This is a genomic window from Bathymodiolus japonicus methanotrophic gill symbiont (genome assembly GCF_019721995.1).
Taxonomy (GTDB): domain Bacteria; phylum Pseudomonadota; class Gammaproteobacteria; order Methylococcales; family Methylomonadaceae; genus Methyloprofundus.
Window position 1 is genome coordinate 1 of record NZ_BLYC01000026.1, and the last position, 26,512, is coordinate 26,512.

The 26,512-nt window shown below is 44.6% G+C and carries 33 protein-coding genes and 1 pseudogene; 16 read left to right on the forward strand and 18 right to left on the reverse strand.

The genetic code is table 11. The annotated features are described in order from the left end of the window. Positions 1 to 354 precede the first annotated feature (354 nt). The 4 genes from K6984_RS22020 to K6984_RS34520 form a co-directional block, all read right to left on the reverse strand. Positions 355 to 945 (reverse strand): hypothetical protein, encoded by a 591-nt coding sequence (locus tag K6984_RS22020; protein WP_221897452.1) that lies wholly within the window; start codon positions 943 to 945, stop codon positions 355 to 357. A gap of 154 nt (positions 946 to 1,099) precedes the next feature. Continuing rightward, complete coding sequence (locus K6984_RS22025) at positions 1,100 to 1,255, reverse strand: hypothetical protein (RefSeq protein ID WP_221897453.1); 156 nt, start codon at positions 1,253 to 1,255, stop codon at positions 1,100 to 1,102. A gap of 79 nt (positions 1,256 to 1,334) precedes the next feature. Beyond that, positions 1,335 to 1,649 carry a hypothetical protein gene (locus K6984_RS22030; protein WP_221897454.1) on the reverse strand — a complete coding sequence of 105 codons (315 nt, stop codon included), beginning with the start codon at positions 1,647 to 1,649 and terminating at the stop codon, positions 1,335 to 1,337. Further along, positions 1,642 to 1,764, reverse strand: coding sequence for a hypothetical protein (locus K6984_RS34520; RefSeq protein WP_263458835.1), 123 nt, complete (start codon positions 1,762 to 1,764; stop codon positions 1,642 to 1,644). Before K6984_RS34520 ends, K6984_RS22030 begins: the two co-directional genes overlap by 8 nt. Positions 1,765 to 1,776: 12 nt before the next feature. Here K6984_RS34520 and K6984_RS22035 point away from each other — a divergent pair, with 12 nt between their 5' ends. The 7 genes from K6984_RS22035 (at position 1,777) to K6984_RS22060 (ending at position 6,500) form a co-directional block, all read left to right on the forward strand. Further along, positions 1,777 to 2,037: a hypothetical protein gene (locus K6984_RS22035; RefSeq protein ID WP_221897455.1), complete on the forward strand. Its 261-nt coding sequence runs from the start codon at positions 1,777 to 1,779 to the stop codon at positions 2,035 to 2,037. Beyond that, on the forward strand, positions 1,986 to 2,114 hold the full coding sequence (locus K6984_RS34525) for a hypothetical protein (protein WP_263458596.1): 129 nt from the start codon (positions 1,986 to 1,988) through the stop codon (positions 2,112 to 2,114). The genes K6984_RS22035 and K6984_RS34525 overlap by 52 nt, the downstream gene beginning before the upstream one ends. Before the next feature lie 461 nt (positions 2,115 to 2,575). Then, entirely contained in the window at positions 2,576 to 3,328 is a 753-nt protein-coding gene (locus K6984_RS22040; protein WP_221897456.1) for a YebC/PmpR family DNA-binding transcriptional regulator, read from the forward strand. A 3-nt stretch (positions 3,329 to 3,331) separates the two neighbouring features. Next, positions 3,332 to 3,832 (forward strand): crossover junction endodeoxyribonuclease RuvC, encoded by a 501-nt coding sequence (gene ruvC, locus K6984_RS22045; protein ID WP_221897457.1) that lies wholly within the window; start codon positions 3,332 to 3,334, stop codon positions 3,830 to 3,832. Further along, complete coding sequence (ruvA, locus tag K6984_RS22050) at positions 3,829 to 4,434, forward strand: Holliday junction branch migration protein RuvA (RefSeq protein ID WP_221897458.1); 606 nt, start codon at positions 3,829 to 3,831, stop codon at positions 4,432 to 4,434. The genes ruvC and ruvA overlap by 4 nt, the downstream gene beginning before the upstream one ends. Positions 4,435 to 4,546: 112 nt before the next feature. Then, on the forward strand, positions 4,547 to 5,884 hold the full coding sequence (gene rlmD, locus K6984_RS22055; protein WP_221897459.1) for a 23S rRNA (uracil(1939)-C(5))-methyltransferase RlmD: 1,338 nt from the start codon (positions 4,547 to 4,549) through the stop codon (positions 5,882 to 5,884). Between the two features lie 103 nt (positions 5,885 to 5,987). Further along, complete coding sequence (locus K6984_RS22060; protein ID WP_221897495.1) at positions 5,988 to 6,500, forward strand: L,D-transpeptidase family protein; 513 nt, start codon at positions 5,988 to 5,990, stop codon at positions 6,498 to 6,500. A gap of 249 nt (positions 6,501 to 6,749) precedes the next feature. On the opposite strand, the gene queG is transcribed toward K6984_RS22060, so the two are convergent. Continuing rightward, positions 6,750 to 7,802, reverse strand: coding sequence for a tRNA epoxyqueuosine(34) reductase QueG (gene queG, locus K6984_RS22065; RefSeq protein WP_221897460.1), 1,053 nt, complete (start codon positions 7,800 to 7,802; stop codon positions 6,750 to 6,752). A gap of 40 nt (positions 7,803 to 7,842) precedes the next feature. Between queG and K6984_RS22070 the strand changes: the two genes are divergently transcribed. The 5 genes from K6984_RS22070 to K6984_RS22090 all read left to right on the forward strand — a co-directional run bounded on the left by K6984_RS22070 (position 7,843) and on the right by K6984_RS22090 (position 13,047). Then, positions 7,843 to 9,306, forward strand: a complete 1,464-nt coding sequence (locus K6984_RS22070) for an NAD(P)H-hydrate dehydratase (protein WP_221897461.1) — start codon at positions 7,843 to 7,845, stop codon at positions 9,304 to 9,306. A 1-nt stretch (position 9,307) separates the two neighbouring features. Continuing rightward, positions 9,308 to 9,748, forward strand: coding sequence for a tRNA (adenosine(37)-N6)-threonylcarbamoyltransferase complex ATPase subunit type 1 TsaE (tsaE, locus tag K6984_RS22075; protein ID WP_221897462.1), 441 nt, complete (start codon positions 9,308 to 9,310; stop codon positions 9,746 to 9,748). A gap of 148 nt (positions 9,749 to 9,896) precedes the next feature. Further along, on the forward strand, positions 9,897 to 12,332 hold the full coding sequence (locus tag K6984_RS22080) for a fatty acid cis/trans isomerase (RefSeq protein ID WP_221897463.1): 2,436 nt from the start codon (positions 9,897 to 9,899) through the stop codon (positions 12,330 to 12,332). 120 nt (positions 12,333 to 12,452) lie between these two features. Beyond that, positions 12,453 to 12,836 carry a hypothetical protein gene (locus K6984_RS22085; protein ID WP_221897464.1) on the forward strand — a complete coding sequence of 128 codons (384 nt, stop codon included), beginning with the start codon at positions 12,453 to 12,455 and terminating at the stop codon, positions 12,834 to 12,836. A gap of 55 nt (positions 12,837 to 12,891) precedes the next feature. Further along, positions 12,892 to 13,047, forward strand: a complete 156-nt coding sequence (locus K6984_RS22090) for a hypothetical protein (RefSeq protein ID WP_221897465.1) — start codon at positions 12,892 to 12,894, stop codon at positions 13,045 to 13,047. 132 nt (positions 13,048 to 13,179) lie between these two features. Here K6984_RS22090 and K6984_RS31540 read toward each other — a convergent pair whose 3' ends face one another. Both K6984_RS31540 and K6984_RS31545 read right to left on the reverse strand, forming a co-directional pair. Continuing rightward, a complete protein-coding gene (locus K6984_RS31540) occupies positions 13,180 to 13,896 on the reverse strand; it encodes a hypothetical protein (RefSeq protein WP_230988234.1) in 717 nt (238 codons plus the stop codon). Beyond that, positions 13,857 to 14,693: a transposase gene (locus tag K6984_RS31545; protein ID WP_230988235.1), complete on the reverse strand. Its 837-nt coding sequence runs from the start codon at positions 14,691 to 14,693 to the stop codon at positions 13,857 to 13,859. Before K6984_RS31545 ends, K6984_RS31540 begins: the two co-directional genes overlap by 40 nt. A 96-nt stretch (positions 14,694 to 14,789) precedes the next feature. Between K6984_RS31545 and K6984_RS22100 the strand changes: the two genes are divergently transcribed. Together K6984_RS22100 and K6984_RS36495 are read left to right on the forward strand one after the other, a co-directional pair. After that, entirely contained in the window at positions 14,790 to 15,191 is a 402-nt protein-coding gene (locus K6984_RS22100; protein ID WP_263458837.1) for an IS66 family transposase, read from the forward strand. A gap of 176 nt (positions 15,192 to 15,367) precedes the next feature. Next, positions 15,368 to 16,044, forward strand: a pseudogene (locus K6984_RS36495) (Druantia anti-phage system protein DruA). A gap of 68 nt (positions 16,045 to 16,112) precedes the next feature. Here the strand turns inward: K6984_RS36495 and panD are convergent. The 6 genes from panD to K6984_RS22135 form a co-directional block, all read right to left on the reverse strand. Continuing rightward, complete coding sequence (panD, locus tag K6984_RS22110; RefSeq protein WP_221897467.1) at positions 16,113 to 16,493, reverse strand: aspartate 1-decarboxylase; 381 nt, start codon at positions 16,491 to 16,493, stop codon at positions 16,113 to 16,115. A 137-nt stretch (positions 16,494 to 16,630) separates the two neighbouring features. Beyond that, a complete protein-coding gene (gene panC, locus K6984_RS22115) occupies positions 16,631 to 17,479 on the reverse strand; it encodes a pantoate--beta-alanine ligase (protein WP_221897468.1) in 849 nt (282 codons plus the stop codon). 1 nt (position 17,480) lies between these two features. Further along, positions 17,481 to 18,296 carry a 3-methyl-2-oxobutanoate hydroxymethyltransferase gene (gene panB, locus K6984_RS22120; RefSeq protein WP_221897469.1) on the reverse strand — a complete coding sequence of 272 codons (816 nt, stop codon included), beginning with the start codon at positions 18,294 to 18,296 and terminating at the stop codon, positions 17,481 to 17,483. Continuing rightward, the gene (gene folK, locus K6984_RS22125) at positions 18,293 to 18,784 is read right to left on the reverse strand and encodes a 2-amino-4-hydroxy-6-hydroxymethyldihydropteridine diphosphokinase (RefSeq protein ID WP_221897470.1); all 492 of its coding nucleotides are present in this window, start codon (positions 18,782 to 18,784) and stop codon (positions 18,293 to 18,295) included. The genes panB and folK overlap by 4 nt, the downstream gene beginning before the upstream one ends. Next, on the reverse strand, positions 18,777 to 20,165 hold the full coding sequence (gene pcnB / locus K6984_RS22130) for a polynucleotide adenylyltransferase PcnB (RefSeq protein ID WP_221897496.1): 1,389 nt from the start codon (positions 20,163 to 20,165) through the stop codon (positions 18,777 to 18,779). The genes folK and pcnB overlap by 8 nt, the downstream gene beginning before the upstream one ends. 199 nt (positions 20,166 to 20,364) lie before the next feature. Further along, positions 20,365 to 20,505 (reverse strand): hypothetical protein, encoded by a 141-nt coding sequence (locus K6984_RS22135; protein ID WP_221897471.1) that lies wholly within the window; start codon positions 20,503 to 20,505, stop codon positions 20,365 to 20,367. A gap of 12 nt (positions 20,506 to 20,517) precedes the next feature. Between K6984_RS22135 and K6984_RS34530 the strand changes: the two genes are divergently transcribed. After that, the gene (locus K6984_RS34530; RefSeq protein WP_263458836.1) at positions 20,518 to 20,652 is read left to right on the forward strand and encodes a hypothetical protein; all 135 of its coding nucleotides are present in this window, start codon (positions 20,518 to 20,520) and stop codon (positions 20,650 to 20,652) included. 225 nt (positions 20,653 to 20,877) lie between these two features. On the opposite strand, the gene K6984_RS22140 is transcribed toward K6984_RS34530, so the two are convergent. Continuing rightward, the gene (locus K6984_RS22140) at positions 20,878 to 21,024 is read right to left on the reverse strand and encodes a hypothetical protein (protein ID WP_221897472.1); all 147 of its coding nucleotides are present in this window, start codon (positions 21,022 to 21,024) and stop codon (positions 20,878 to 20,880) included. Positions 21,025 to 21,088: 64 nt separating this feature from the next. Between K6984_RS22140 and K6984_RS22145 the strand changes: the two genes are divergently transcribed. Then, a complete protein-coding gene (locus K6984_RS22145; RefSeq protein WP_221897473.1) occupies positions 21,089 to 21,559 on the forward strand; it encodes an RDD family protein in 471 nt (156 codons plus the stop codon). A gap of 168 nt (positions 21,560 to 21,727) precedes the next feature. Here K6984_RS22145 and lptG read toward each other — a convergent pair whose 3' ends face one another. From lptG to K6984_RS22165, 4 genes are all read right to left on the reverse strand, one after another. Further along, positions 21,728 to 22,795: an LPS export ABC transporter permease LptG gene (lptG, locus tag K6984_RS22150; protein ID WP_221897474.1), complete on the reverse strand. Its 1,068-nt coding sequence runs from the start codon at positions 22,793 to 22,795 to the stop codon at positions 21,728 to 21,730. Continuing rightward, the gene (lptF, locus tag K6984_RS22155) at positions 22,792 to 23,862 is read right to left on the reverse strand and encodes an LPS export ABC transporter permease LptF (RefSeq protein WP_221897475.1); all 1,071 of its coding nucleotides are present in this window, start codon (positions 23,860 to 23,862) and stop codon (positions 22,792 to 22,794) included. Before lptF ends, lptG begins: the two co-directional genes overlap by 4 nt. Before the next feature lie 540 nt (positions 23,863 to 24,402). Beyond that, the gene (sucD, locus tag K6984_RS22160; protein ID WP_221897476.1) at positions 24,403 to 25,290 is read right to left on the reverse strand and encodes a succinate--CoA ligase subunit alpha; all 888 of its coding nucleotides are present in this window, start codon (positions 25,288 to 25,290) and stop codon (positions 24,403 to 24,405) included. After that, on the reverse strand, positions 25,290 to 26,477 hold the full coding sequence (locus tag K6984_RS22165) for a malate--CoA ligase subunit beta (RefSeq protein ID WP_221897477.1): 1,188 nt from the start codon (positions 26,475 to 26,477) through the stop codon (positions 25,290 to 25,292). Before K6984_RS22165 ends, sucD begins: the two co-directional genes overlap by 1 nt. Between the last annotated feature and the right edge of the window lie 35 nt (positions 26,478 to 26,512).

The window sequence follows — 26,512 nt, forward strand, 5'->3', positions numbered from 1 at the left end:
TGCTGCCTTATCTCCAGAGCCTCGCTATATTTTTTATCCGATGGATGAATCAATTCTGGCTCTTGTGTTTTTGAAATCTCTTCAAACACGCGCATTAAATTATAGCTCATTGCAGTCAGGCGCATTTGATTTTCAAGTGAGCGGGTATTGGAAGACCAAGCTTTAGTTTCCTTGAAATTACTTTTAGTGTTATTGAATGTCTTTTCAATCGTCCATCGCTGAAAATCAGGGAAACGGAGCCTAAGCGAAGTGATGATTTTTAGTCCGCGATAGCCGTAGAGCCGTTATTTTGTCGGAGTCTGAGCGTTAGCGAAGGTGGAGACAAAATAAAAGGCCATCCGACACGGCGTCAAGTCATTTGGAGCCTATGTTCCGACCCCTTGTTGGGTCGGGACGAGGTGACGAGGACGAATCGGGGCCGCCGGAGGCATAAGTGGTCGCGTTAAGTTTTTGCTGCTTGCTTGGGCTGGGATGCCCAAAACAAGCTTTCGCAAAAATAGCGACTCCCCGACGTTTGAAATATAGCATGGCAATGGCTCCAGGGTTAATAGTCATTGGCAAGGTTGTCACAAACCGGTAAAGTTTTCCGGTTTCTGGATCACGGTAATCCACCACGTTAAATTTGATGCCCTTGTTTTCGTACACACTGTATGCTTCAACTCCTGTATTGATCTCATGCTGGGAGTCAAAAGGGATAGACTCAACCAGAGTCGCAATTGAATTTTCTTTTAGCATTGAAATCATGTAATTAGCATGTCGTTTCTGCCGATCCCACCAGACAAAGTCGGTGACGGCTTTATCGTAGACATAGAGATGTTTCTGAGAGCTGTTATTTCCCTTGTTTTGCTTTTCAATATGATCTCGTAACACAGGTATTTCTTGATGTCTCTGAGTTCCGTTTGTCACCAGACAAAGAAATCTGAGCAACCCACTTCTGAGATTCAACGCGTAAATCCCCCCGGCCGCATAAACTTTCCCCTTGCTGTTTTTTTCAGTATGGAAGGCATGATCAATAAAATGTCCATCCGCTGCTTCTCTGGTGTATTCGTCAAGTTCCGGGAATGCTTTAAGATAATCAATGCCTTGCGATAGCAGTGTTTCAGCGTGAAGATGATAGCTCTGCCGCTGTCAGCCCCGGACGGGCTGATAGTCTCCAGAAGGCGCAGGGAAATTTGCCAATCCGAAGTGCGCGATAGCGCGCGAGGGAGGCTAAAATTTTATCCCGAATAGCCGTAGAGCCATTTGTGGTAGCCATGACTGAGCTGCTTTGTGCTCAGTCTGTGGCGGACGCAGGGCGGCTGGAGCATCTCCTATTCGCTGCGTAGGTGAACGAATTACGGCGACAGGAGTCCCGGAATTTCGTGAGGTAGCATGGCGCGCCTGCTTGTTCGTCTATGCGACTTCAGTGATTTAAAATACGTTGAGTGGGGAAGCAGCTGGCCATAAATCTGTTCATTGGTTTGGAGGAAATGGCGACCACTATCGACTACACTGATACAGCGTAATAACCCAAGGCGAATAAAGTCGATATCCTTCAACTCTGGGCATGAACGAGCCCACAAAGGATGACGTTCTGCTAACAGGGCACGTTCCATACTTTCATTGCAGTGTTGGTGAATATGTTCAGAGAGTGGTAGGTCTTTAAGCACAGGCGCGCCATGCTACCTCACGAAATTCCGGGACTCCTGTCGCCGTAATTCGTTCACCTACGCAGCGAATAGGAGATGCTCCAGCCGCCCTGCGTCCGCCACAGACTGAGCACAAAGCAGCTCAGTCATGGCTACCACAAATGGCTCTACGGCTATTCGGGATAAAATTTTGGCCTCCCTCGCGCGCTATCGCGCACTTCGGATTGGCAAATTTCCCTGCGCCTTCTGGAGACTATCAGCCCGTCCGGGGCTGACAGCGTGGGTGATATCCGTTTATGAGGTGATTAAAACGGAAATTTTTAGAAAAATTTTTTCGGTATCGGGGAGTCGCTATTTTTGCGAAAGCTTGTTTTGGGCATCCCAGCCCAAGCAAGCAGCAAAAACTTAACGCGACCACTTATGCCTCCGGCGGCCCCGATTCGTCCTCGTCACCTCGTCCCGACCCAACAAGGGGTCGGAACATAGGCTCCAAATGACTTGACGCCGTGTCGGATGGCCTTTTATTTTGTCTCCACCTTCGCTAACGCTCAGACTCCGACAAAATAACGGCCCTACGGCTATCGCGGACTAAAAATCATCACTTCGCTTAGGCTCCGTTTCCCTGATTTTCAGCGAATGCAAGCTTTATTTGAAATTATTTGTTGTTTTTTTACGGTGCCTACAGAGTGTCTATTTGCTGTTATAAGTGATTAAAATCAAAAAGATGGAAATATTCGAGTGGTGCTACCTTCAGGTAGGTTATAGGCTGCTTTGTTTAGGTACTTCTTCTTTCAATGGGAACACTGATGCCTGATATAGTAAATAGGGAGTAGGCTTTAGCCTACATGTTTATCAATGCTGTGTAGGCTAAAGCCTACTCCGCATTTTTAATTTGTTTATGTTAGAATTTATCTTTTTTACCCCCCCAACCGTTATAGAGAGTAGCAATGGCAGGACATAGTAAGTGGGCAAATATTAAACACCGCAAAGCTGGGCAGGATGCTAAACGAGGTAAATTATTTACCAAGATCATTCGGGAAATTTCGGTTGCGGCAAAATCAGGTGGTGCAGATCCAGCTAGTAACCCTAGGTTGCGCTCAGCGATTGATAAAGCTCTAGGCGCTAATATGAAGCGCGATACGATTGATAATACGATAAAAAAAGCAACTGGCGCAATGGATGGCGTTAATTATGAAGAAGTACGCTATGAAGGCTATGGCCCTGGTGGTATCGCAGTACTGGCTGACTGTTTAACTGATAATCGTAATCGTACTGTTGCTGAAGTTCGGCATGCGTTTTCCAAGGCCGGTGGTAATCTGGGGACCGATGGTTCCGTTGCATATATGTTCAATAAGGTAGGTATTATCAGCTATGCCTGCGGCGTTGATGAAGATGCACTTATGGAAGTTGCCTTAGAGTCGGGTGCTGAAGACGTGATTACTCATGATGATGGCTCGATAGATGTCATGACTGCATGGGAAGAATATCTAAATGTCAAAGAAGCAATGGTTGCGGCTGGTTATGAGCCTGAAGGTGGTGAAGTCACCATGCAGGCAGAAATTTTAACTCAATTAGATGCTAAAGATGCAGAAAAAATACTGCGTCTGGTGGATGTACTCGAAGACCTGGATGATGTGCAAAGCGTTTATTCAAATGCAGATATTAGTGAAGACGTAATGAATCAACTGGCCGATGCATAACACGTGGCCAGAATTTTAGGCATCGACCCAGGTTCGCGCCTGACTGGATTTGGTGTAATAGACGAGACAGCCACTGGCTATCAATATATAGCCAGTGGCTGTTTGCGTATTAAAGGTGATAATTTCCCGCTGCGCTTAAAGCAAATTTTTGCTGGCATCAGCGATATAGTAGAGCAATATCAGCCAACCGAGATGGCAATAGAGCAGGTGTTTATGCATAAGAATGCAGATTCTGCCCTGAAATTGGGCCAGGCACGTGGCGCTGCAATTTGTGCGGTACAGTTATTTGATATTCCAGTATTTGAATATGCGGCACGACAAGTAAAACAAGCGGTGGTAGGTAAAGGCTCGGCTGACAAATCACAGGTACAGCAAATGGTTAAAATTTTGCTAGGCATAAGCGGTGAATTGCAAATAGATGCCAGTGATGCGCTAGGTATTAGCCTTTGCCATGCAAATTTGCAACAAACACAAAGACGAATAAATCAGGGCGTGCCTTCATGATTGGATTTATACGCGGTAAGTTAGTGACTAAAACACCGCCAATACTTGTGCTGGATGTGCAAGGCGTTGGCTATGAAATCGAAGCCCCGATGACTACCTTTTATAACCTCCCTGCTATGGGGGAATCGGTACATCTGCATACGCATCTGGTGGTACGCGAAGATGCACATATCCTGTTTGGCTTTTCCACTGAAGCCGACCGGCTGATGTTCCGTACTCTGATTAAGGTTAATGGCGTCGGGCCAAAACTGGCTCTGACTATATTGTCCGGGCAAAGTGCAGATGAATTTCATCGCTGTATTCATGATAATGATACTGCGGCCTTAATCCGGCTGCCGGGTGTAGGGAAGAAAACTGCTGAGCGCCTGATTATAGAAATGCGCGATAAGCTACCGGCACAGAGTTCTGCCACTAGCGATAGTAGCAATCCGGAGCAGGGCAGCGGTTTAGCAAGAAGCAGTGCGAAACAAGAAGCTATCAGTGCCTTATGTGCTCTGGGTTATAAAGCGCAGGATGCGAGTAAAATGGTACAGAATATCGCGCAGGAAGATAAAAGCTGTGAGGATATCATTCGTTTGGCTTTGCAGGGCAAGGCCAAGTAAATGTGAAATGCAACACTGTAGAGCGGACTTGAGTCCGCTAGGAACTGCAGGAATTGCGGACTCAAGTCCGCTCTACAAGTAAGCTTAATCATACAATCAGAACAAACATATAATGCCACGTAGACGATACCATAAGAAAAGAAAGTTACCCGAAGGTCCGGTTAAAGTAAGCATAGAATCCCTGGCACATGATGGCAGGGGAGTGACTCATGTGGATGGCAAAGTAGTGTTTATCGATGAAGCCTTGCCCGGTGAAGAGTTGGAATTTATTTATACCGATAGCCGTAGAGACTATGCCGAAGGTAAAGTAGAAACTCTATTCACGCGTGCGCCTGAGCGAGTTGAAGCAGAGTGCCCCCATTTTGGTCGCTGTGGTGGCTGTAGTTTTCAGCATGTCAGCGATGCAGCTCAGATTATGTTTAAGCAAGACTTATTACTAGACCAGTTTCAACGTATCGGCAAAGTTGAGGTTAACGAGATCTGGGAGCCATTAACAGGGCCGCACTGGTGCTATCGCCGCAAAGCACGGATGGGTGTTAAATATGTAGCAAAAAAAGGCCGTGTGCTGGTTGGGTTTAGAGAGCGGCGCAATCAATTCCTGGCAGAAATTGAGAGCTGTAAAGTGATGCATCCTATTATCGGTGAAAAATTAATGGACTTATCAGCCATGATAGGCCAGTTAAGTATTAAAGATAAAATCCCGCAGATTGAAGTAGCGATAGGTGATGACGATTGTGTGCTTGCTTTTCGCGTACTGGAACCCGCGACTAATGAAGATAAGGAAATCATGCGTGCTTTTGGCCATCAGCACGATATTTCCATGTGTCTGCAATCAAAAGGCCCGGATACGATCGTGCCGATAGAGGGTGAGCCAGAAGTAATACCTACTTATTCTCTGCCAGATCAGGGTATCACCTTTCGCTTCAAGCCTGCGATGTTTACCCAGGTAAACTATGAGATTAACCGGCAAATGGTCAATCGAGTGATGCAGGAAATGGACTTTAATGAACAGGATAAAGTGCTGGACTTATTCTGTGGTCTGGGAAATTTTACCTTGCCTATCGCCACTAAAGCAGGACATGTTGTAGGTATAGAAGGTGATCAGCCATTGGTTAATCATGCCAAAGAAAATGCCCTATTAAATAATCTTTCTAATGTCGAGTTTTTTGCAGCCGATTTAAGTAAAGATGTCAGTGATCAGGCCTGGGCAAGACAAAAATACAATAAGGTGATGCTCGACCCTTCTCGCGCAGGCGCATCTGAGGTGCTGCATAATCTGAAAAAATGGGATCCGGAATTAGTGATGTATGTCTCTTGTAATCCGTCTACCCTAGCCAGAGATGCCGGGATTTTAGTTAATGAATTAGGCTACACTTTGGTTAAAGCTGGGGTTATGGATATGTTCCCGCAAACGGGGCATGTTGAGTCGATTGCGTTATTTAAAAAATAAGTGAGGTAGATACACAAACCGTAGGGCGTGGCTTTAGCCCGCCTTATTATAATATTCTCAGTACATGGCGGGCTAAAGCCACGCCCTACGATCAATGATTACCATGTCAAATACTCTACCCAATCGATATATCGTAGTTTGTATCGCGAAGCAGACGCTGGATATTATTGACAATAAAAAAGTTGTCAATAGCTACCGAGTCTCGACGGCTAAAAACGGGGCGGGTGAGCGTATGGGTTCGGAATGCACACCTAGGGGCTGGCATAAAATCAGAGCCAGGATCGGTAAAGAGCAGCCCTTAAACAGTGTTTTTGTCGGGCGACGTGCGACAGGTGAAATTTATAGCGCTGAACTGAGTCAAAAATATCCCGACCGGGACTGGATCTTAACAAGAATATTGTGGCTAGGAGGTCTGGAAGCCGGGTTCAATCGCTATGGTCTGGTGGATAGTGCCTGGCGCTATATCTATATACACGGGTGCCCGGATCATTTAATGCAAGGCAAGCCCGAATCACATGGCTGTATTAGAATACGTAATGCAGATGTGCTGGATCTATTCAATAAGGTAAAGGCAGGAGACCTGGTTCTTATTCATCTGAAGTTTCCCAATTATTGAGTAGCTGAAAGACACAATGCTGGTGTATCGAGGTTTATTTTAGGTGGTTTTGCCATGTTTATAGCAAACCCCTACTTAATTCCCCTTAGGCAATAGCATTTGAAACGAATGAAAAGACTATTTTTTCATATAGTTGTAGCATAGTTTCAATTTTACCATAAATAATTATTGGGAAACTTCAGTTATTCATTAGTAGAGCGGACTTTAGTCCGCTAATGTGGCAGCTTCTACTATTAAAGCTGAATAAGCTTAACCCTCCATCCTTTGCAAACCCCACAATACATGCTCTCTGACCAGCTCAGATGAGTGCTGTACTTTAGCATTCAGTGCCTGCCTGATTGAGCTAGACGCAGGAGCATTACCCAGTGCAACCGCAATATTACGTAGCCATTGCTGATAGCCTATACGTCTTATGGCCGAACCCTCGGTTTTATGTAAGAACCCAGCTTCAGTCCAGTTAAATAATTCAATCAGATGTTGTGCATTGAGATTATGCCGAGGGCTGAAATCGGCTTCGCTGCTGATCTTCGCAAAGCGATTCCACGGGCAAATGAGCTGGCAGTCATCACAGCCATAAATACGATTGCCCATTAAAGGCCTTAAGTTTTCTGGAATTGAACCCTTTAATTCTATGGTTAAATAGGATATACATCGCCTGGCATCTACTTGATACGGTGCGACAATTGCCTGTGTGGGGCAAATATCTATGCAGGCGGTACATTGCCCACAGTGGTTTTGACTGGGAGTATCATCCGGCAAAGCCAGGGTAGTATAAATTTCTCCCAGAAAAAACCACGAGCCCGCTTTTTTATTAATGATATTGCTGTGTTTGCCTATCCAGCCCAAACCTGCTTTTTCCGCGATGGCTTTTTCCAGTACTGGCGCAGAGTCCACAAAAGCACGATAACCAAAGGTGCCTACTTCCAGTTCGATACGCCGGGCAAGTTTTTGTAAGCGTTTACGCAGCACTTTATGGTAATCACGTCCTAAGGCATAACGAGAAATAAACGCGGCAACCGGGTTGTTTAAGTTGGTTTCCATCGGCTCATGGGCTTCGGGTAAATAATCCATGCGCACCGAAATAATACTTACCGTGTCCGGTTGTAACAGGGCGGGGCGGCTACGCTTTAAGTCATGTTTGGACATATAGCCCATATCAGCCTGGTAGCCCTGTGCAAGCCAGTTATGCAGACGTTGCTCTGCCTGTTGTAGGTTGGTGTCGGTGATACCCACTTGCTGAAAGCCTAATTCATAACCCCATTGTTTAATTTGCAGGGAGAGTTCAATGCTTGCGGTATCCATTCTATAATACTTTCATTTATTGATTTTAAGCCACGACCTTATGCAAACTTTACCTACTCAACTGTATTCTGCACAGCAAGCCAGAGATATAGATCGTATGGCTCAAGCTGTACCTAGTATAACAGGCTTTCAATTGATGACTAAAGCGGCAGAAGCCGGGTTCAAGGCGATACAGGATTATTACCCACAAGCCCAGAAAATATCCGTTGTGTGTGGTGCCGGTAATAATGCAGGTGATGGATATTTAATTGCTACCATCGCGCTACGCGCAGAGTATCATGTACAACTAATTTCCCTGGTGGCAGAAGATAAACTTCAAGGTGATGCAGCACGGGCAAAAGATGCCTATATAGCTGCGGGTGGCATAATAACAATCGATGTTAAATTGTTGGATAAATCGACTGATCTGGTAGTCGATGCATTGCTAGGTACTGGATTAGATCGAGTTGTCAGCGGAAAATTTGCAGATACCATTGGCTATATTAATGCGCTGGATATTCCTGTTCTAGCGGTTGATATACCGTCTGGCTTAAATGCAGATACGGGTAATATTATGGGTTGTGTCATAATTGCCAATTTTACCATTAGCTTTATTGTGTTAAAAAAAGGCTTATTTACGGGTCTTGCGGCAGACTATTGTGGCACGGTGATTTTTGCTGATTTAGAAGTACCAGATGCTATTGTTCAAGCACAAGCTGTGCATGAATATTTAATACAACCCGCTAAACTCGCCTGGCGAAAAGCTAGCGCGCATAAGGGGGATTTCGGACATGTGCTGGTAGTGGGTAGCGATTATGGCTATGCGGGAGCAATCCATTTAGCGGCGAGAGCTGCTTTAAATAGTGGCGCGGGGCTGGTTAGTGTGGCTACACGCAAAGCACATGCATTACAAACGCATTTGTTTTGCCCTGAATTAATGGGACATGCCTTAGAGCAGATAGCTGATATTGACAGCCTGTGTGCTAAGGTAACGGTTCTGGTTTTAGGTCCAGGCCTCGGGCAACGTGACTGGGCGCAAAGTATCTGGCCAACTTTAATTGCTCTGGATGTACCTCGAGTGATTGATGCGGATGCGTTAAATTTACTGGCTGAATCTCCTGCCTATGCGGATAACTGGATTCTGACGCCACACCCGGGTGAAGCAGCACGTTTATTACAGTGTACTAACGCTGATATATTGCAGGATAGATATGCAGCAGTGCGAGCGATACAGCATCAATATGGTGGTATCTGCGTTTTAAAAGGTGCAGGAACTCTGGTATGTGCAGGTGCAGATGTCTATGTGAATACCACTGGCAATCCGGGGATGGCATCAGGAGGTATGGGCGATGTTTTATCCGGCTTGATTGGCAGTTTTCTGGTACAGAAATATTCCTTGCTTGAGGCCGCGCAGCAAGGTGTATATTTACATGGTTTAGCAGCGGATATAGCAGTAGAAAAAAAGGGGCAGCGGGGCTTGCATGCCAGTGAAGTCATACAATTTTTAAGACAGGTGGTTAATTAAAGTGCAGTTTTCATTACAGTCAGCAGCAGAAACTGAAGCATTTGGTGCGAAATTATTTCATGCACTACCTGAAAAATGTGTAGTTTTTCTCAGTGGTGATTTAGGTGCCGGCAAGACGACTCTAGTTCGCGGATTTATGCGCGCAGCCGGGCATACTGGAACCGTAAAAAGCCCGACTTATAATATCGTCGAGGAATACCAGCTGCAACAGCGGTTGTTTTTTCATTTTGATTTATATCGCTTGGTCGACCCTGAAGAACTGGAGTGGATTGGTATTGCTGATTATTTGCAGGAGCAAAGTATTTGCTTTTTTGAATGGCCGGAAAAAGGCGCAGGGTATATAGGATCACCTGATGTTATTTTATCCATATCGACTACCGAAAAGGGACGTCTACTGGAGATTGAGAAAATTCCAGCTGGCATTGAAATTGGTGATTGCTGATTTAACAGCTCTTGTAAATGTATTATCTGCGTGACATATTAATTCAAGCAAGCAGACGCTTTTATTATAATGCTGAGAATATTACGGGAAATTAAAATATACTGTATTGTACAGATGCCCCAATAAAAACAATTATAACGGTCAAGCCATGCCAAAATATATCAGTACCAAAGCTCATACCTTATTTGCTGTTGTTTTTATTATTATCAGTGGTTGTACAACCGTTTACCAAACAGTCCAATCGCCAGACTTTGAGGCTTTATATGGATCATCGGAACCTAAGCTGCGCACACTCGCAGCAGATAATTCGCTGGCTAAAGATGCCATTTCCTATCACCAGGATATTAAACCTATTTTAGACACGAGATGTGTCGCCTGTCATGCTTGTTATGATGCGCCATGTCAATTAAAACTAGGATCCACTACCGGGTTAGACCGGGGCGCTACCAAACAAGTTGTGTATGGTGCTAGATTAGAAGCTATCGATCCTACACGTTTGTTTATTGATGCAACATCGACAGCAGGCTGGCGGGAAAAAGACTTTTATCCAGTTCTGAATGAACGGGTAAATTCAGCTCAGGCAAATATAAATAATTCCTTGTTAGCTAAATTCTTAATATTAAAACGGGGCAACCCGCTGCCCGAGTCAGGGAAATTAGCTGATTCATTCGATCTTGGTCTGGGTCGAGAATTATCCTGCCCCACAGTAGCCGAATTCGCGGGGTTTAAACGGGATCATCCAGGGTGGGGAATGCCCTACGCCATGCCCGGCCTATCACTAAAGCAGGAATATACCATTATGCAATGGTTACAGGAGGGTGCTAAATTTGATGCTGACCCCGTGCCATCAAATGTTGCAGTTAAAGCAATTGCAGAGTGGGAACATTTTTTCAATCGCCAGAGTTTAAAGCAACAACTGGTTTCGCGGTATATTTTTGAACATCTGTTTCTGGGGCATATTCACTTCCAGAGACACCCCAAAAAGGAATTTTATCGCTTAGTACGCTCCACAACCCCTTCAGGTCAGGCGATTGAGGAAATAGCTACGGTACTTCCCTATGATGCCCCTGGTGTTGCCAGGTTTTATTATCGCTTACGTCCGGTAGAAGGTGTTATCGTGGATAAGACACATTTTGTCTATGAATTCAGTGAAGAAAAAATGCAGCGGTATAAGGAATTATTCTTTACTGAGAACTATAAGGTTACAAAGCTGCCCTCATATTTGCCTCAAGTCGCAGCTAATCCATTTTCATCATTCTCTGAGTTGCCAAGACATGCGCGCTATCATTTTTTGCTGGATGATGCCCAATATTTTATTTCTGGGTTTATTAAAGGTCCTGTATGTAGAGGGCAAATTGCTTTAAATGTAATACGTGATAGGTTCTGGGTGGTTTTCCTGGAACCGGATGGACGTAAGCAAGATACCGGAATAGCGGAGAAATTTGCACTATTTCTGAAACAGCAGGATCCTATATTAAGCCTGCCTGGTGCTGCTGGAGACAAATTAGGGGTATTTGGCTGGCGAAAATATAATAACCTTGCACAAGAATATCTTAAAAATAAAGATAAATTTTCCAATCAATTGATAGATGAATACGGTGGTTTTGGCATCGATGATATCTGGGATGGCGATGGTCATAATCAGAATGCCGCGCTCACTATTTTCAGACACTTTGATAGTGCAACAGTGGTTGAAGGTCTAGTCGGAGAAACACCTTTAACAGGCTGGTTGTTTGATTATCCGCTGTTTGAGCGCATCCACTATTTACTGGTTGCCGGCTTTAATGTCTATGGTTCTATCGATCATCAACTTGCAACCCGGCTGTATATGGGCTTCTTACGTATGGATGGAGAAGGTGGTTTGCTTAGACTGCTACCCGCAGATCATCGGAAAAAGGTACATCAAAGTTGGTATAGGGGTATTAGCGGTGACATTGCTACTTATCTGAATACACCTTATTACAGTGCGGGTCATGAGACGGCTGTGGTCTATAAAACGAACAACTACAAGCAGGAGTTATTTGCACAAATTAGACAGCGACTAGGTAAGGCAGTGAGTGAGAAAGAATCCATAAACCCATGTGAGCAGGAAGCCTGCATAAAGCCTAAGACAACAGCATTCCAGCAACAAGCGGATCTTGCCATGAGCAAACTCTCTAAACTTAAAGGCGCAGAGCTAGGCTTGTTGCCGGAAATGTCCATAGTCAAGGTCACAGATAAAGACAAAAATACCAAGCTGATTTACACGTTATTATTGAATAAGGCACTGGCAAATGTCTCATTTATGCTATCAGAAGATTTACGCAGTGAGCCTGACCTTGACACGCTAACCGTAGTACCTGGATTTTTAGGAAGTTATCCGAACTTTTTCTTTCATGTAGAAAAAGATCAGTTACAGTCATTTGTTGACGGCATTAAACATGCGCGTAACAGCGATGACAAAGAAGCATTTTACAGGCAATTTGGTATACGACGCACCAATCCGGAAATCTGGCATTATGTAGACTGGTTTAATGCAGAGCATGAAAAATACCGTGGATTACGAGCAGGCTTATTTGACTTAAATAGATACCATAATCTTTAATTTTTTAAGCACGATGAGTCTGAACTAGAAATAATAATTGCTATACTAAACACGTTAAGCTATATTTTTTCTAGCCTCACCCAGATTAATATTTATGAAACATGATAAGGAGATTTTAATATGCAACATATTTTAAAAACAGCAGGCATGCTGTTACTTGCTGGATCTACGCTGTCTGCTTGTGCCATGATAGAAAAAAGCAATGCAACTAGCGATGAGCAAAAGCTGGCGGCTGCCGGGTTTAAAGTTAAATTTGCAGATTCACCCGGAAAGCTGGCGCATGTTCAATCCATGAAACAGCGAGAAGTGATTAGCCATATCCAAAATGGAGCTGTTTATGATGCCTATGCGGATGCTGAATTCTGTAAATGCCTGTATATGGGTACGCAGGAAAATTATCAGGAATATGCAAAACTCAACGTCGAGCAGCGCACGGCCGAAATGAACCGGGATGCAGCCATGGACTGGAATGCCTGGGGTGGTTGGGGCGCCTGGTATTACTAAGTGCACATAACGACTTGAGCACATTGGGTTGCGGATCTTTAGTCCGCTTTTTAAAATGCAGGCTAAGCAGGCGCGCCATGCTACCTCACGAAATTCCGGGACTCCTGTCGCCATAATTCGTTCACCTACGCAGCGGATGGGAGATGCCCTGAACGCCCTGCGTCCGCAACGACTACGCACAAAAGCCGCTTCGTCATTACTACCTCACTGACTGGACGGCTATTCGGAATGCAATTCTTGCTCCTCTCGCGTGCTGCTAGCACACGTCGAATCAGCGAATCGCCCTGTCGCCTATCACTCGATGTTCAAGTTTTTCCATCCCATTGCCATCAAACTCTTACCTTCACCCAGCAGAACAATACTTTAATGATGGTGTTGGCTCTAAGCGCCCTAAATCTCTGCCAATCATATGTTTTCCTGATGGCATCAGTTGAAACACATCCTTTATTAATTCACCTAACTCTTTCAGCTTATCACCAGGATCTGGAAACTCTAGCAATGACATGATGAACTCAAGCAGTACATCCATTTGAGACTTGCGCTGTAAGCTTCCTACGGTATACGCAGGTAGTTTGCTTTCAATGCGGGCTATTTGCTCTGGGTGAAGGAGAAGGCAATGGTCAAACAAAAGACTCAGAATCAGGCCACGGCTTGATCCCTCTTCATCTAATTGTTTGGCCTCACGCCCCCATCCTTCATAAAGCTTCCAGTCCTCAAAGAAAACCTCAATCAGCCATCTCAACGTATAGGCTTGAATAATATCTTGTGTGCGCCAAGTCAGGTCTGTCGCCACTAAATAGCGATAGTCGTTTTCACCGTCATATTTTAAGGCAATGACAAAGCGCTTTTTACTGTGAGAACTCACCTTTAATCGTGCACTGCTGACAGTCACTTTAATCTCTTTGCCGCCACGTACACGTATTATCTGATCAATGCCTTTGTTAATCGAATTAAAGTAGCTCTCGACTGACCTTATTCTACCTCTATATTCAATTTTTTGGTTTTTACGTAATTGGCTAATCACCTGCGAGCCTCCAGATTCTTTAGCGGCTTCGTCCATAAAGGCTTTTCACCATACAGCGCATCAGCCAGTACGCCTTTAATTTTAATCAGGCTATGCGCAACTTTAAACTCTTTTAATAAGCCTAATGCAATCTCTGTTTTGGTCGGGTAGGCACTGTCACGTTCAGGCTTAATAGGCCGATCTTTTTTTGCTATACCGCTCTTTTTCAACCGTTTATCTTCTTTATTCCACTGCTTTAAGGCTGGATCCGGCATATAAAAGAAAAAACCGACAGGCACTGTAATGGATGAGGTAACTAGCAGCAATAATACTATCGTTTGTCCATTAACATACCCGCCGGAGCCTTTGTGTTTCTGCTTGTAAACCTTATAAATACGTTTTGTAGACTTAGATCGTGCTCGGTCTGATTCATCAAAGGCCAACACACCTTCAGTAATGCCATAACGTTTTAAAATTAAGACCACACTCACCCGTAGCAAACAGTCCCAGGGTATACTTGCTTTACGAAACACCCAGGATAATGCGGCTACTTTGCAATCTCCAAGGCTTGCTCGCTCAAACTTAGCCCAGCAAACAGAGTTCATTAGCAGTATGCACGTTAAACAAGCGCCCAACCAAGCGGCTTGAATCCGTGTCAAAGCGGCTCCGGGTTTTAGCTGATTGAGCGCATCATTTAAATCGTCAATATAGCTTTGGATAAAGGTGGCTGAGGTGATTAAAACGGAAATTTTTAGAAAAATTTTTCGGCAAATGCAAGCTTTATTTGAAATTATTTGTTGTTCTTTTACGGTGCCTACAGAGTGTCTATTTCTGTTATAAGTGATTAAAATCAAAAAGATGGAAATATTCGAGTGGTGCTACCTTCAGGTAGGTTATAGGCTGCTTTGTTTAGGTACTTCTTCTTTCAATGGGAACACTGATGACCGCGCATTCAATGCAAGGTTCTAAACAGCCTGAATAACCACTGGGAAGGGTTAATGGTATTTGTGGCTAATCCTCAGGTGCCCATGGACAACAATATCGCCGAGCGGCGCATGCGTAATCCCGGGATGGGGCGTAAAAATTATTATGGCTCAGGGAGCCAATGGAGTGCAAAACTCGCCGCCATGATGTTTTCACTCTTTCAGACAATTCTGTTATGGGGATTGAACCCACATCACTGGCTTCACGACTACCTGAATGCCTGTGCGAACAATGGCGGGCAGCCTCCATCAGACATCCGCCCGTTTATTCCCTGGATGATGAGCGAGCAGCGTAAACAGCAGTTGAGCAAACCCTTGCCTGAATTGACTGCGACTCCACCCGAATCAGAACAGCCCCAACCACCATGAAACGGTATTGTGGACGAAACTTTAGCAAGCAGGAACTGGAACAGACGCGGAAATTGATTGCCGAGGATGCCGGGCGCACGCGTGCCGAACTTTCGCGATTGACCTGCAGAATGCTTGACTGGTACAAGCCTGATGGAGGACTTAAAGACATGTCATGTCGTGTTGCCATGCTGCGCATGGCAGAGGATGGGCTTATCACCCTGCCGCCGCCACGGCGTAAACCACCCCCGCGACAGAAACTCTGTTTTACTGAACAAACAGCCCCCCAACCTGCTATCCTCCGACCTGTTCATGAACTTTCCGCCCTCCAGCTTTGTTCAGTGATCACCCGTGATCATTCACGGTTATGGAATGAGTACATACATCGCTACCACTACCTGGGCCATAAGCCGCTACCCGGCGCACAGCTTCGCTACTTCGTCACCCTTGACGAGCAAGTTATTGCAGCGCTCGGCTTTGGTGCTGCCGCCTGGCAAACTGCACCACGTGATCAATTTATTGGCTGGAGCCACGAACAGCGACAAAGAAACCTACCGTTAGTCGTGAACAACGCCCGTTTTCTGATGATGCCCTGGGTGAAATCCAAAAATCTCGCATCCACGTGTTATCCATGATAGTTCGTCGGCTTCCTACGCAATGGGAAGAGCGTTATGGCATACGTCCGGTGTTACTGGAAACGTTTGTTGATACCGAGCAATTTGCAGGGACTTGTTACAAAGCCGCCAACTGGATCTACGTAGGTAAAACTAAAGGGCGTGGCAAGTTAGGGCCGGCTGGCAAACAAAGTGTGCCAATCAAGGACTTATGGCTTTATCCGCTGAGCCGTCAGTTTAGAAGCCGCCTAACTCGCTGATTCTAGGTAGTATGTGTTAGCCGAATATTTACGAAAGTTGTTAGTTTTTTAGTGGCTCTGTACTAGTTTCAAGCAGCTTGCACAGGAATTGAATGGCTGGTGCGAACCATTTTATTTAGATCATCGAAATAAACCAGAGTGGATTGGTAATTTTTTAATTCTGCTTCATCAAGCTCAGCATACGAACAGACAATAATATAATCACCTGGGCAGGCTAGGCGTGCTGCAGCACCATTAATAGAAAAAATACCCGAGCCCTCTTCTGCTCTAATTGCATAGGTGGTAAACCGCTCACCATTATTGACATTGTATATCTGAATTTGTTCGTATTCTCTTATCCCTGAGTAATCCAGTATATTCCCATCAATCGCACACGAGCCTTCATAACCCAATTCAGCATGAGTTACGGTTGCCCGGTGTAATTTTGCTTTAAGCATGGTAATTTGCATATCAGTTTATGATCTTTGGAAATTTCAGAACTCATCATTATTACAAATAATATCCTTATTGACAAGTCATTACTTTTCTCAATTACCCAAATCTATAATATAACCCAATGATATACATTATAATTATCTATATATCCCTAGAGCTCCAGATCTAACTGTATATTATCAATCAGGCGTGTATTACACAGTCGTGCAGCAGCCAGAATAATCAGCTGCGTGTCTTTGCTTGTCGCAGCTTTTAAATCGTGCCGCCTGCATACAGTGAAATAATCAGGCTTAAAACCCTGCTCAATTAATACCTGCAAATAGCTCTGCTCTATTTTAGCAAAGCTTGTTTGTTGCTCTAAAACCGCCTGTTTTGCCTGACAAAGCGCTTGATATAACTGCACAGCCTGTTGCCGATGCACTTCTGATAAGTGCGTATTACGGGAGCTCATGGCCAATCCATCGGACTCGCGAAACGTTGCTACAGCTATAATATCCACCGAGCTATTCAGGTCAGTCACCATCGCACGTATGATCATTAATTGCTGAAAGTCTTTCTCGCCAAAAAAGGCTTTATCCGGTTGGACTATATTAAATAGTTTAGTCACTACAGTTGCCACCCCATCAAAGTGTCCTGGTCGTGCTGCGCCGCAGTGCTCTTCCGAAACCTGACTAACACTAACCCTGGTGAGAATTTCTGCTGGATACATTTCTTCCCTCTCTGGCATATACAGCAGGTCGATACCTACCGACTGTAGCTTTGCCAGGTCAGCTTCTTCTGTGCGCGGGTAATTCGCAAAATCATCTTGCTCATTAAACTGCGTCGGGTTAACAAAAATACTGACCACAACCCGGTCTGCCTGCGCTTTAGCTGCCTTGACTAATTGCAAGTGCCCAGCATGCAGATTACCCATGGTAGGCACGAATGCAATACACTCTCCCGCCATGCGCCATTGCTTAATCTGCACACGTAATGGCTTAATTTTGTTAATACAGAGCATCTTAAAAGCTGTGTTCTTGCGCGGGAAATATCTGCTCTTTTACCTCTGTCACATAAGCCTGAACTGCCCCGGCAATTGAATCTGCCTGCAACATATAGTTTTTTGTAAAGCGCGGCTTTCTACCCTGGCTGATACCGAGCATATCGTAGACGACCAGCACCTGCCCATCGCAATGCACTCCGGCACCAATGCCAATCACCGGTATGGTCAGTTGCTCGCTAATTTGTTGCGCCAGTGCAGCTGGAATACATTCCACTATTAACATTTGCGCGCCTGCCTGTTCAATTTTTATGGCATCAGCAAGAACCCTGGCAGCCGCTTTTTCTTCTTTGCCCTGTACGGCATATTTGCCTGATTGATTAATCAACTGGGGCAGTAGACCTAAATGCGCACACACGGGAATACCCTGTTGCACCATAAATTCAATTATTGCAGTTTTTGCGCCTTCCAGCTTGACCATGTGCGCACCACCCTGCTGAATTAATTGGGCAGCATTTTCAGCCGCCTGCATAGCTATCGCACAACTCATAAACGGTAAGTCTGCAATAATAAATGCCTGCTGGCACCCCCGACTGACAACCCGGGTATGATAGATCATATCCTGCATAGTTACCGGCAAAGTACTCGCCTGCCCTTGCACCACCATGCCTAAAGAATCTCCCACCAGTAGGACATCAACACCTGCCTGATCTAACAGGATAGCAAAGCTGGCATCATAAGCTGTTAAGCTGCTGATTTTCTGCCCTGCCAGTTTCATCTGCTGCAGGTCAACAATAGTTTTTTGTTTAACCCGGGAATTGTCTGCATATTGACTCATGACGTCATTCTCACCAATCCATCTAAAGGACATGATTCAAGTAATTTAGTTATATCACCTACTCCAGGTATATTGAGCATAGGAGTAATTTCATGCAGTGGATATAAAACAAAGGCACGTTTAGCTAGGCCATAATGCGGCACGATTAAGTCTGCCTGATCAATAATATGCTGTCCGTAGAGCAAGATATCCAGATCCAGTGCTCTTGCACTCCAGCGCTCATCTTTACGCACCCGTCCATGATCCATTTCTATTTGCTGCAAGCAGCGCAATAAATCAATCGCCGGCAAGTCTGTTGCTATTGCCATCACAGCATTCACATAATCCGGCTGATCTTGAGGCCCCATGGGAGGGCTGCAGTATAAACTTGAAAAACCCTGTTCTAATACGCTATCCAGTTTTGAAATCACCTGACGTGCGGTATGTATCTGCGCTGCCGGAGTTGCTAAATTACTACCCAGTCCTATATATACGATTTCCTTAGTCATTCTGCTGTTTCTTTACTGCCGGCTTACGTCTACGTCTGCGCTTTCTAAGCGGAGCTCTGCTAATACTCGCCAGCATTTTCTTTCGCCCTGCTGCAGACGCAACCTGAAAATCTGTCCACCAGCTTGCTAGTTCGGGATCTGCTTCACCGTTTTCTGCGCGTAATAGCAGAAAATCATAAGCCGCCCTGAATTTAGGGTGGTCTAAAAGACGATAGGCACGCGTACCATTACGATGACAAAAACGGGATTGCAAGCCCCATACATCACGCATTGCCATACCAATATATTTGGGAAATGCGGTACTTTTTAGCTGTTGTGAAATAATCTGGCTGGCCGCTTGCTGATGCGCAACTGATTCGGGCATACCTTCGGCGATATTTTCCCTGGCCTGATTTTTAACCGCATCCCATAAAAAAGTAGAGATAAGAAAAAAGGGCGCAATACTCTTACCTTCAGCTATGCGCTTATCTGTATTTTCCAGAGCCCTGACAATAAAAAGCTTGGGAAATCCCTGCTCTTCACTGCTTAGGCTTTTTTCAGCAAGCGGATATAAATGTGCAAATAAATCATAATGGCGCAACATTTCAAATGTTTCTACGGCATAACCCGATAAAAACAATTTAAGAGTCTCGTCTTGCAATCTGGCTGCCGGAATATTTGCGAGCAATCCCGCTAACTGATAAATAGGTTTACCACATTCCGGATTAATCGAAAACCCCAGCTTTACTGCAAAACGCACCAGCCTTATCATGCGTACCGGATCTTCACGATACCGCGTTTCAGGGTCACCAATCAGGCGCATCATGCCAGCGCGATGATCATCCATGCCACCTACATAATCAACAATAGAAAAATCTTTGATATTGTAATACAGCGCATTAACGGTAAAATCACGCCGGATCACATCCTCGTCTATCGTGCCATAATGATTATCACGTAATAAACGGCCATCTTGGTCGGTTTTCTGCACATCCTGCACTTGCTCACTTACCCCTCGAAAGGTTGCCACTTCAATAATTTCACAGCCAAAAAACACATGCGCCAGTCGAAACCGCCGCCCTATTAAGCGGCAATTACGAAACGCCTGTTTTACCTGTTCCGGACTCGCATTAGTTGCAACATCAAAATCTTTTGGCTCGCGTCCGAGTAATAAGTCTCGCACACACCCACCGACCAGGTAAGCATCATAGCCTTCATTTTTCAGGCGATACAGCACCTTCAAGGCATTGCTGCTGATTTGATTGCGCGAGATATTATGTTCGGAACGTGTGTAGATTACCGGTTGCAGACCTGTTTCGGCCTTTGGCTTAGGCTTAGGCTCGACATCTTTTTGCTCAACACTTTGCGCTTTATTTATTATTTTTTTTATAAAACTTAAAATTTTTCTCTTCCTTTATTATCTTACCCTAAGGTATTTTATAGACTATATTCCCGTCTATCATTTGATAACTACAGCCTGCGATCAAGGCGTTAACATAATTATAGTCTATGTTCCTCGTATCTTGGCGCAAAACATAGCAACCCGTTGAATAAATCTTTTTTGCCAGCAACAAAATAACATATACTACAGCCATGGTACTTCACACGGTCGCTGTCAGCCCCGGACGGGCTGATAGTCTCCAGAAGGCGCAGGGAAATTTGCCAATCCGAAGTGCGCGATAGCGCGCGAGGTAGGCTGAAATTTTATCCCGAATAGCCGTAGAGCCATTTGTGGTAGCCATGACTGAGCTGCTTTGTGCTCAGTCTGTGGCGGACGCAGGGCGGCTGGAGCATCTCCTATTCGCTGCGTAGGTGAACGAATTACGGCGACAGGAGTCCCGGAATTTCGTGAGGTAGCATGGCGCGCCTGCACGACTGCGTATTTCTAGCACTGATTTTTTGCCGCGAATGGCTTTGCTGAAATAGCTAGCTAGTCTGTTTTGCGCTAGTTTCAGCGCCTAGCTAACAACAAAAAACTGCGCAACTTATAAGCACACCCATGACTACGCACCCGATATTTTTACAATAATGCTAAATTATATAGTAGAATTATCAGCTGATATTAAAATAATCATAAAAATCAACTTTTATCACTTACTTCAAACTCCTAAGCTTTATGTAAGTGAGCTTAAAACTGGGGGAACCATGCCTAAAAAAATTTTTGATGCTTTTCTAGATAATCCTTTTATAGCAGCGATAGTGATATCTGACCTTTTTATTCTGCTTTTCCATAAACCGCCTTTTATATTTTCTTTCGGCATGTTCGCTATTCTAATTGCCTACTGCTTACATCTAGGGCAAAGATTAGCCATTTTCAAAATTTAATTGGCTACGCAACAACCTAAAGAACCTGGCTTAACTGCATCCCCTGCAAGGCCAGGTTTGTTTCGTTATATCGCTGCCATTTTTTATGACCTTATCCTGGTCATTGCAGTACTCTTATTGACCACTGCACTGTTCCACTACCTTAATGATGGCAGTGTAAGCATTCAGTCCAGCCTACTTGCTTTTCGTCTTTATTTACTCAGTGTCAGCTTTTTATTTTATGGCTGGTTCTGGACGCATGGAGGGCAAACACTAGGCCTACGGGCATGGAAGTTACGCTTGGTGAACCATGAACAAAAAAACATCACCTGGAAACAGGCCTTAATACGCTATATTACCGCCTGTATTTCCTGGCTTTGCTTTGGTCTCGGCATACTCTGGCGCGTATGGCAAAAAGATGGTAAAACATGGCAGGATCTAAGTTCCAAATCTGATATTATTCATATCGAATCGCAGGGTAGAATAGCATAGCATTTTCCACCAAAAAGTTGCAATATATTTGTTTTGTACAGTGACTTCCACAATGTTTTTTATATCTTTGCGCGTGTCATTGCCGGAAAACTCAAAAGCTATTCCAACCTACTTTAATAGAGTTTCGTAAGATGAGAAAAGAACTTTTACCCAAGTCACCGCAAGTCTCTAACGCAATCGGCTAATCGCATAAAAAGCGCCCATTAACACCAGGGAGCTCGGCAAGACAGCAACAAACAAGGGATTTAACCCATAAACAATCCCCATCTGACCCACCGCATTATCGATAATATTAAAACTCATACCGATTAGAATACCGACCATCATTCTCGGCCCTAATGAAATCCCACGTCCCACTCCGACAACAAATGGGGCAGAAACCAGTAACATGACCAGGGTAATAAAAGGATTAATTAATCGGGCCCAAAAGGCCAATTCATATTTTGCTGCATCCTGCTTGTTTTCCTGCAGAAATTCGACGTACTTAGACAAGTCACTCAGTGACATATTCTCAGGATCAACCACCACCACATCGACTACTCCGGGGTCAATAACTGAAGTCCAGATAAAGTCCTTTACGCTCTCTCCTCTAACACCCTGCGGAGAAATTATAGATATATTCACATCACTAAGCAGCCAGCGCTGCTTATCCAGGTAACGCCCTCTTCTAGCATAAGTTAGCTTCTGCAGATGCCGTTGTTCATCAAGTTCATAAATAGTAATATTGGCTATATCACCTTCAGTATAAATAACCTTAGCATAAATAAATTGATTACCGTCGCGCAGCCATAAGCCCTGCTGCGTTCTGGCAACAGGCATCTGTGTTTTTGCAACACTGCGCAAGATTTTCGCCTTTTTCTCTGCATCAGGCCCGATAAACTCGCCTATCAAAAAGGAAAAAGTCACCAGTATCATGCCGGCAAACATGACTGAACGGATAATGCCAAATACCGATACCCCTGAGACTCTCATCGCCATGAGCTCACGATGATTAGCCATCCCTCCTAAAACAAAAAGACTGCCTAACAAGGCTGCCGAGGGCATTAATTCGTATAAGTAATGCGGAATCATTAAGCCCAGATACATTAAAATATGCTTTAGGTCATAATCACCCACTCCGCGATAGTTTAATTCATCCTTGAGTGAAAACAGGTTGAATAGAGCATACAACATTAATAATGCAATCAGCGTGCCCTTTAGTACCTCTTTAATAATATAGCGATCTAATGAATTCATGCCCGCTTCCCTTTTAATTGCATTACTATCCAGGTCAGGCTATATAATCTGACCAATAGAATCACAATAATAAAAGCCGCAAGAAAGTAAGCACTCCAAAACCCCAGCCATGCCGAAATTTCACCTTTGACCATCCAGCTACTACTCACTTTTTCAAAATTAGCAAAACTAAAATAGATTAAAAAAGCAGCAAACAGGTTGCCATACACGCCGCTACGCGGGCTTACCTGCGCTAAGGGCACCGCCATAATTACCAGCACAATAATACTTAAGGGCACAGATAACCGATGATGCAGCTCACTCAACTCTCCCAGATCCCGCGTATGCAGCAGATTTCTGGTAGCAATCCCATTTATCGGGTTAACCTGTATTCCACCACCTCCACTGTCCAGACGCATCCCATACTCAATAAATTTTTCCAGCACGAAATCAACAGTTCCCGCATTTCCCTGCACCCGTTCTCCATTGATAAAGACAATATACAGATCCTTATTTATATTGCGCACCTCAGCCATCTCTGCGGTCACGATGCCAACTTCATTAGCGCGTTTACTCTGCACAAAAACATCATGCATAACCTTATCTTCACTAATTTTCTCTACATAGAAAATCAGATCTCTCTTATTGTATTCACTGAATTTTCCAGCAGATATTGCCCGCACACCTATATTCTGTTGTTCTTCAAAAATAATTTGCTCGACTTTACTAGCAGCCCAGGGTGATACATATAGGGACATCCAAGCCGCCACAAACACCACCGGAATAATAGTTTTAAACACCGCAAGATACAGCCGGCCTACCCCCGCCCCTGCAGAAGATAGTGCTGACATTTCCTGATCTCGATACATACGCCCCAATACCATCAGTACACTGACAAATACCGCAGGCACCATAAAGTTAGCACTTGCCAGCACAATTTTCAGCCCTAAAATGCTCGCGATCGCTTCAGTAGAAATCAGCCCATCTACAGCCATTTTAAGGATCTTGATAAAGTTTCTACTAACAATAATGACCACTAAAACGATCAGCACTGAAAAGGTCGTTTTCAGTAAATCAACCATCATCATCCGATCCATGACCGAAAGAAACCTGATATTACGCATTATCCCTCACTTATACTAAACTGAAGTTTCCCAATTATTGAGTAGCTGAAATACACAATGCTGGTGTATCGAGGTTTATTTTAGGTGGTTTTGCCATGTTGTAACTACTCAGCGTAATTTAAACTCATAACAGATTGATTTAAAATAATAATTAATGTATCTCTCTGAATTTTAGTCCGATTTTCACCCCTTTTTAAAGGTGAAAATGACTAAAGTCAGGTTAAATTAAAATATATCCATTTGATTTTAAAGTAAAAAAACACGCTGAGTAGTTACGCCATGTTTATAGCAAACCCCTACTTAATTCCCCTTAGGTAATAGCATTTGAAACGAATGAAAAGACTATTTCTTTCATATAGTTGTAGCATAGTTTCAATTTTACCATAAATAATTATTGGGAAACTTCAGATACTAAATAGCCTCGCGCGAAATACTTAAATAAAAAAGCCGTACCTTACTCTGACGCAAGATACGGCTAATGGCTGCATGAAACAAAAATAAGGCTTACAATTTTGCCAGCACTTTAGCAATCGTAGCGCCCATAGACGATGGATTCGGAGCAATTGTGACACCTAAGTCCTGCAACATCTCCACCTTTTCAGCCGCGCCTTCGCCAGCCTCGGAAATAATCGCACCAGCATGTCCCATACGACGCCATTTTGGCGCCGATAAGCCGGCAATATAAGCGACCACAGGCTTACTCATGTGCTCTTTGGCAATCTTACCGGCATCAACTTCCTGCGAGCCACCAATCTCACCGATCATCAGCACCACTTTGGTATCGTCATCTTGTTCAAACTTTTCAAAGATGTCACGGTGCGAACTACCATTAATGGGATCGCCTCCGATACCTACCGAAGTTGAAATGCCGATACCCAACTCTTTCATTTGATCAGCCGCTTCATACCCCAATGTACCTGAGCGTCCTACAATACCTACCACCCCTTGCTGATAAATATGTCCAGGCATAATACCCAGCATCGCCTGCCCCGGGCTAATTGTTCCTGCACAGTTAGGCCCGGTCAGAATCATACGCTCACCTTTAGGAAATTTGCGCAAGTATTGCTTAACCTTCATCATATCCTGGGTCGGGATACCATCTGTAATCGCCACACAATATTTAATTCCTGCATCCGCTGCTTCCATAATGGAATCAGCAGCAAAGGCAGGCGGCACAAAGATAATACTCGCTTCGGCACCAACCTGTTCCACAGACTTTCTAACAGTATTAAATACCGGCAGGCCTAAATGTGTTTGCCCCCCCTTGCCCGGTGTAATACCACCGACTACATTAGAGCCGTAATTAATCATGTCCTGGGCGTGGAAGCTACCAATTTTTCCGGTAAAACCTTGCACAATAATACGCGTTTCCACATTAATCAAAATCGCCATTATGCTGCCTCTTCTTTTGCTACTTGCTCATTGCGTGCCTGCACTACTTTTTCAGCCGCTTCCGCCAAAGTTGTAGCAGTAATAATCGGTAAACCGCTATCAGCGATAATTTTACGCCCTGCCTCTACATTCGTTCCTGACAAGCGCACAACGAGTGGAATCTGCATATCAATTTTCTTGACCGCACGCACCACGCCTTCTGCAATCCAGTCGCAGCGGTTAATACCGGCAAAAATATTCACCAGCATGGCTTTAACATTACCATCCGCCAACACTAGACGAAATGCTTTTTCAGTACGCTCAGATGATGCGCCACCGCCTACATCCAAGAAGTTCGCAGGTTCCCCACCAGCCAACTCAATCATATCCATAGTTGCCATTGCCAGGCCTGCACCATTAATCATGCAGCCGATATCACCATCCAGGCCTACATAGCTTAAACCACGATCAGCAGCAGCCATTTCGCGTGGATCTTCCTGCGTCTTATCGCGCAATTCAGATACTTTCTGGCGACGAAACAGCGCATTATCATCAAAGCCCATCTTGGCATCCAGGGCAATTAGCTCACCGCTCTTAGTAACAACCAGTGGGTTTATTTCCAACATATTGCCATCGAGTTCACACATGGCACAATAACAGCCACGAATAAACTTCACTGCATGACTGATTTGTGTAGCCTCCAGCCCTAGAGCAAACGCCATTTTACGCGCCTGGAAATCCAGCAAGCCCACGGCTGGGTCAATATGGATCTTTCTAATTGCATCGGGGTTATTCTCCGCTAGGTCTTCAATTTCCATGCCGCCTTCTGCAGAGCCTACCATGACTATACGCTCATGCGCACGATCCACCAGAAAACTAAAATACAGTTCTTTATCAATATCTGTTCCGGCTTCTATATATAAACGCGAACATACTTTCCCTGCGGGACCAGTCTGGTGCGTTACCATGCGTTTGCCCAACATGCTATCAGCGGCCGCCTCAACCTCTTCATGGCTAAAGCAAATTTTCACACCCCCCGCCTTCCCACGAGCACCGGAGTGGATCTGCGCCTTAACCGCCCAGACATTACCACCAATTTCACGGGCGCGCTGAACTGCATCCTCGGGGCTATACGCCAGCCCACCTTCAGCAATTTTGACACCGTAACCAGCCAAGATTTCCTTCGCTTGATACTCATGAATATCCATAGGACCCTCTATAAAAACGATCTAATTTATCCAAT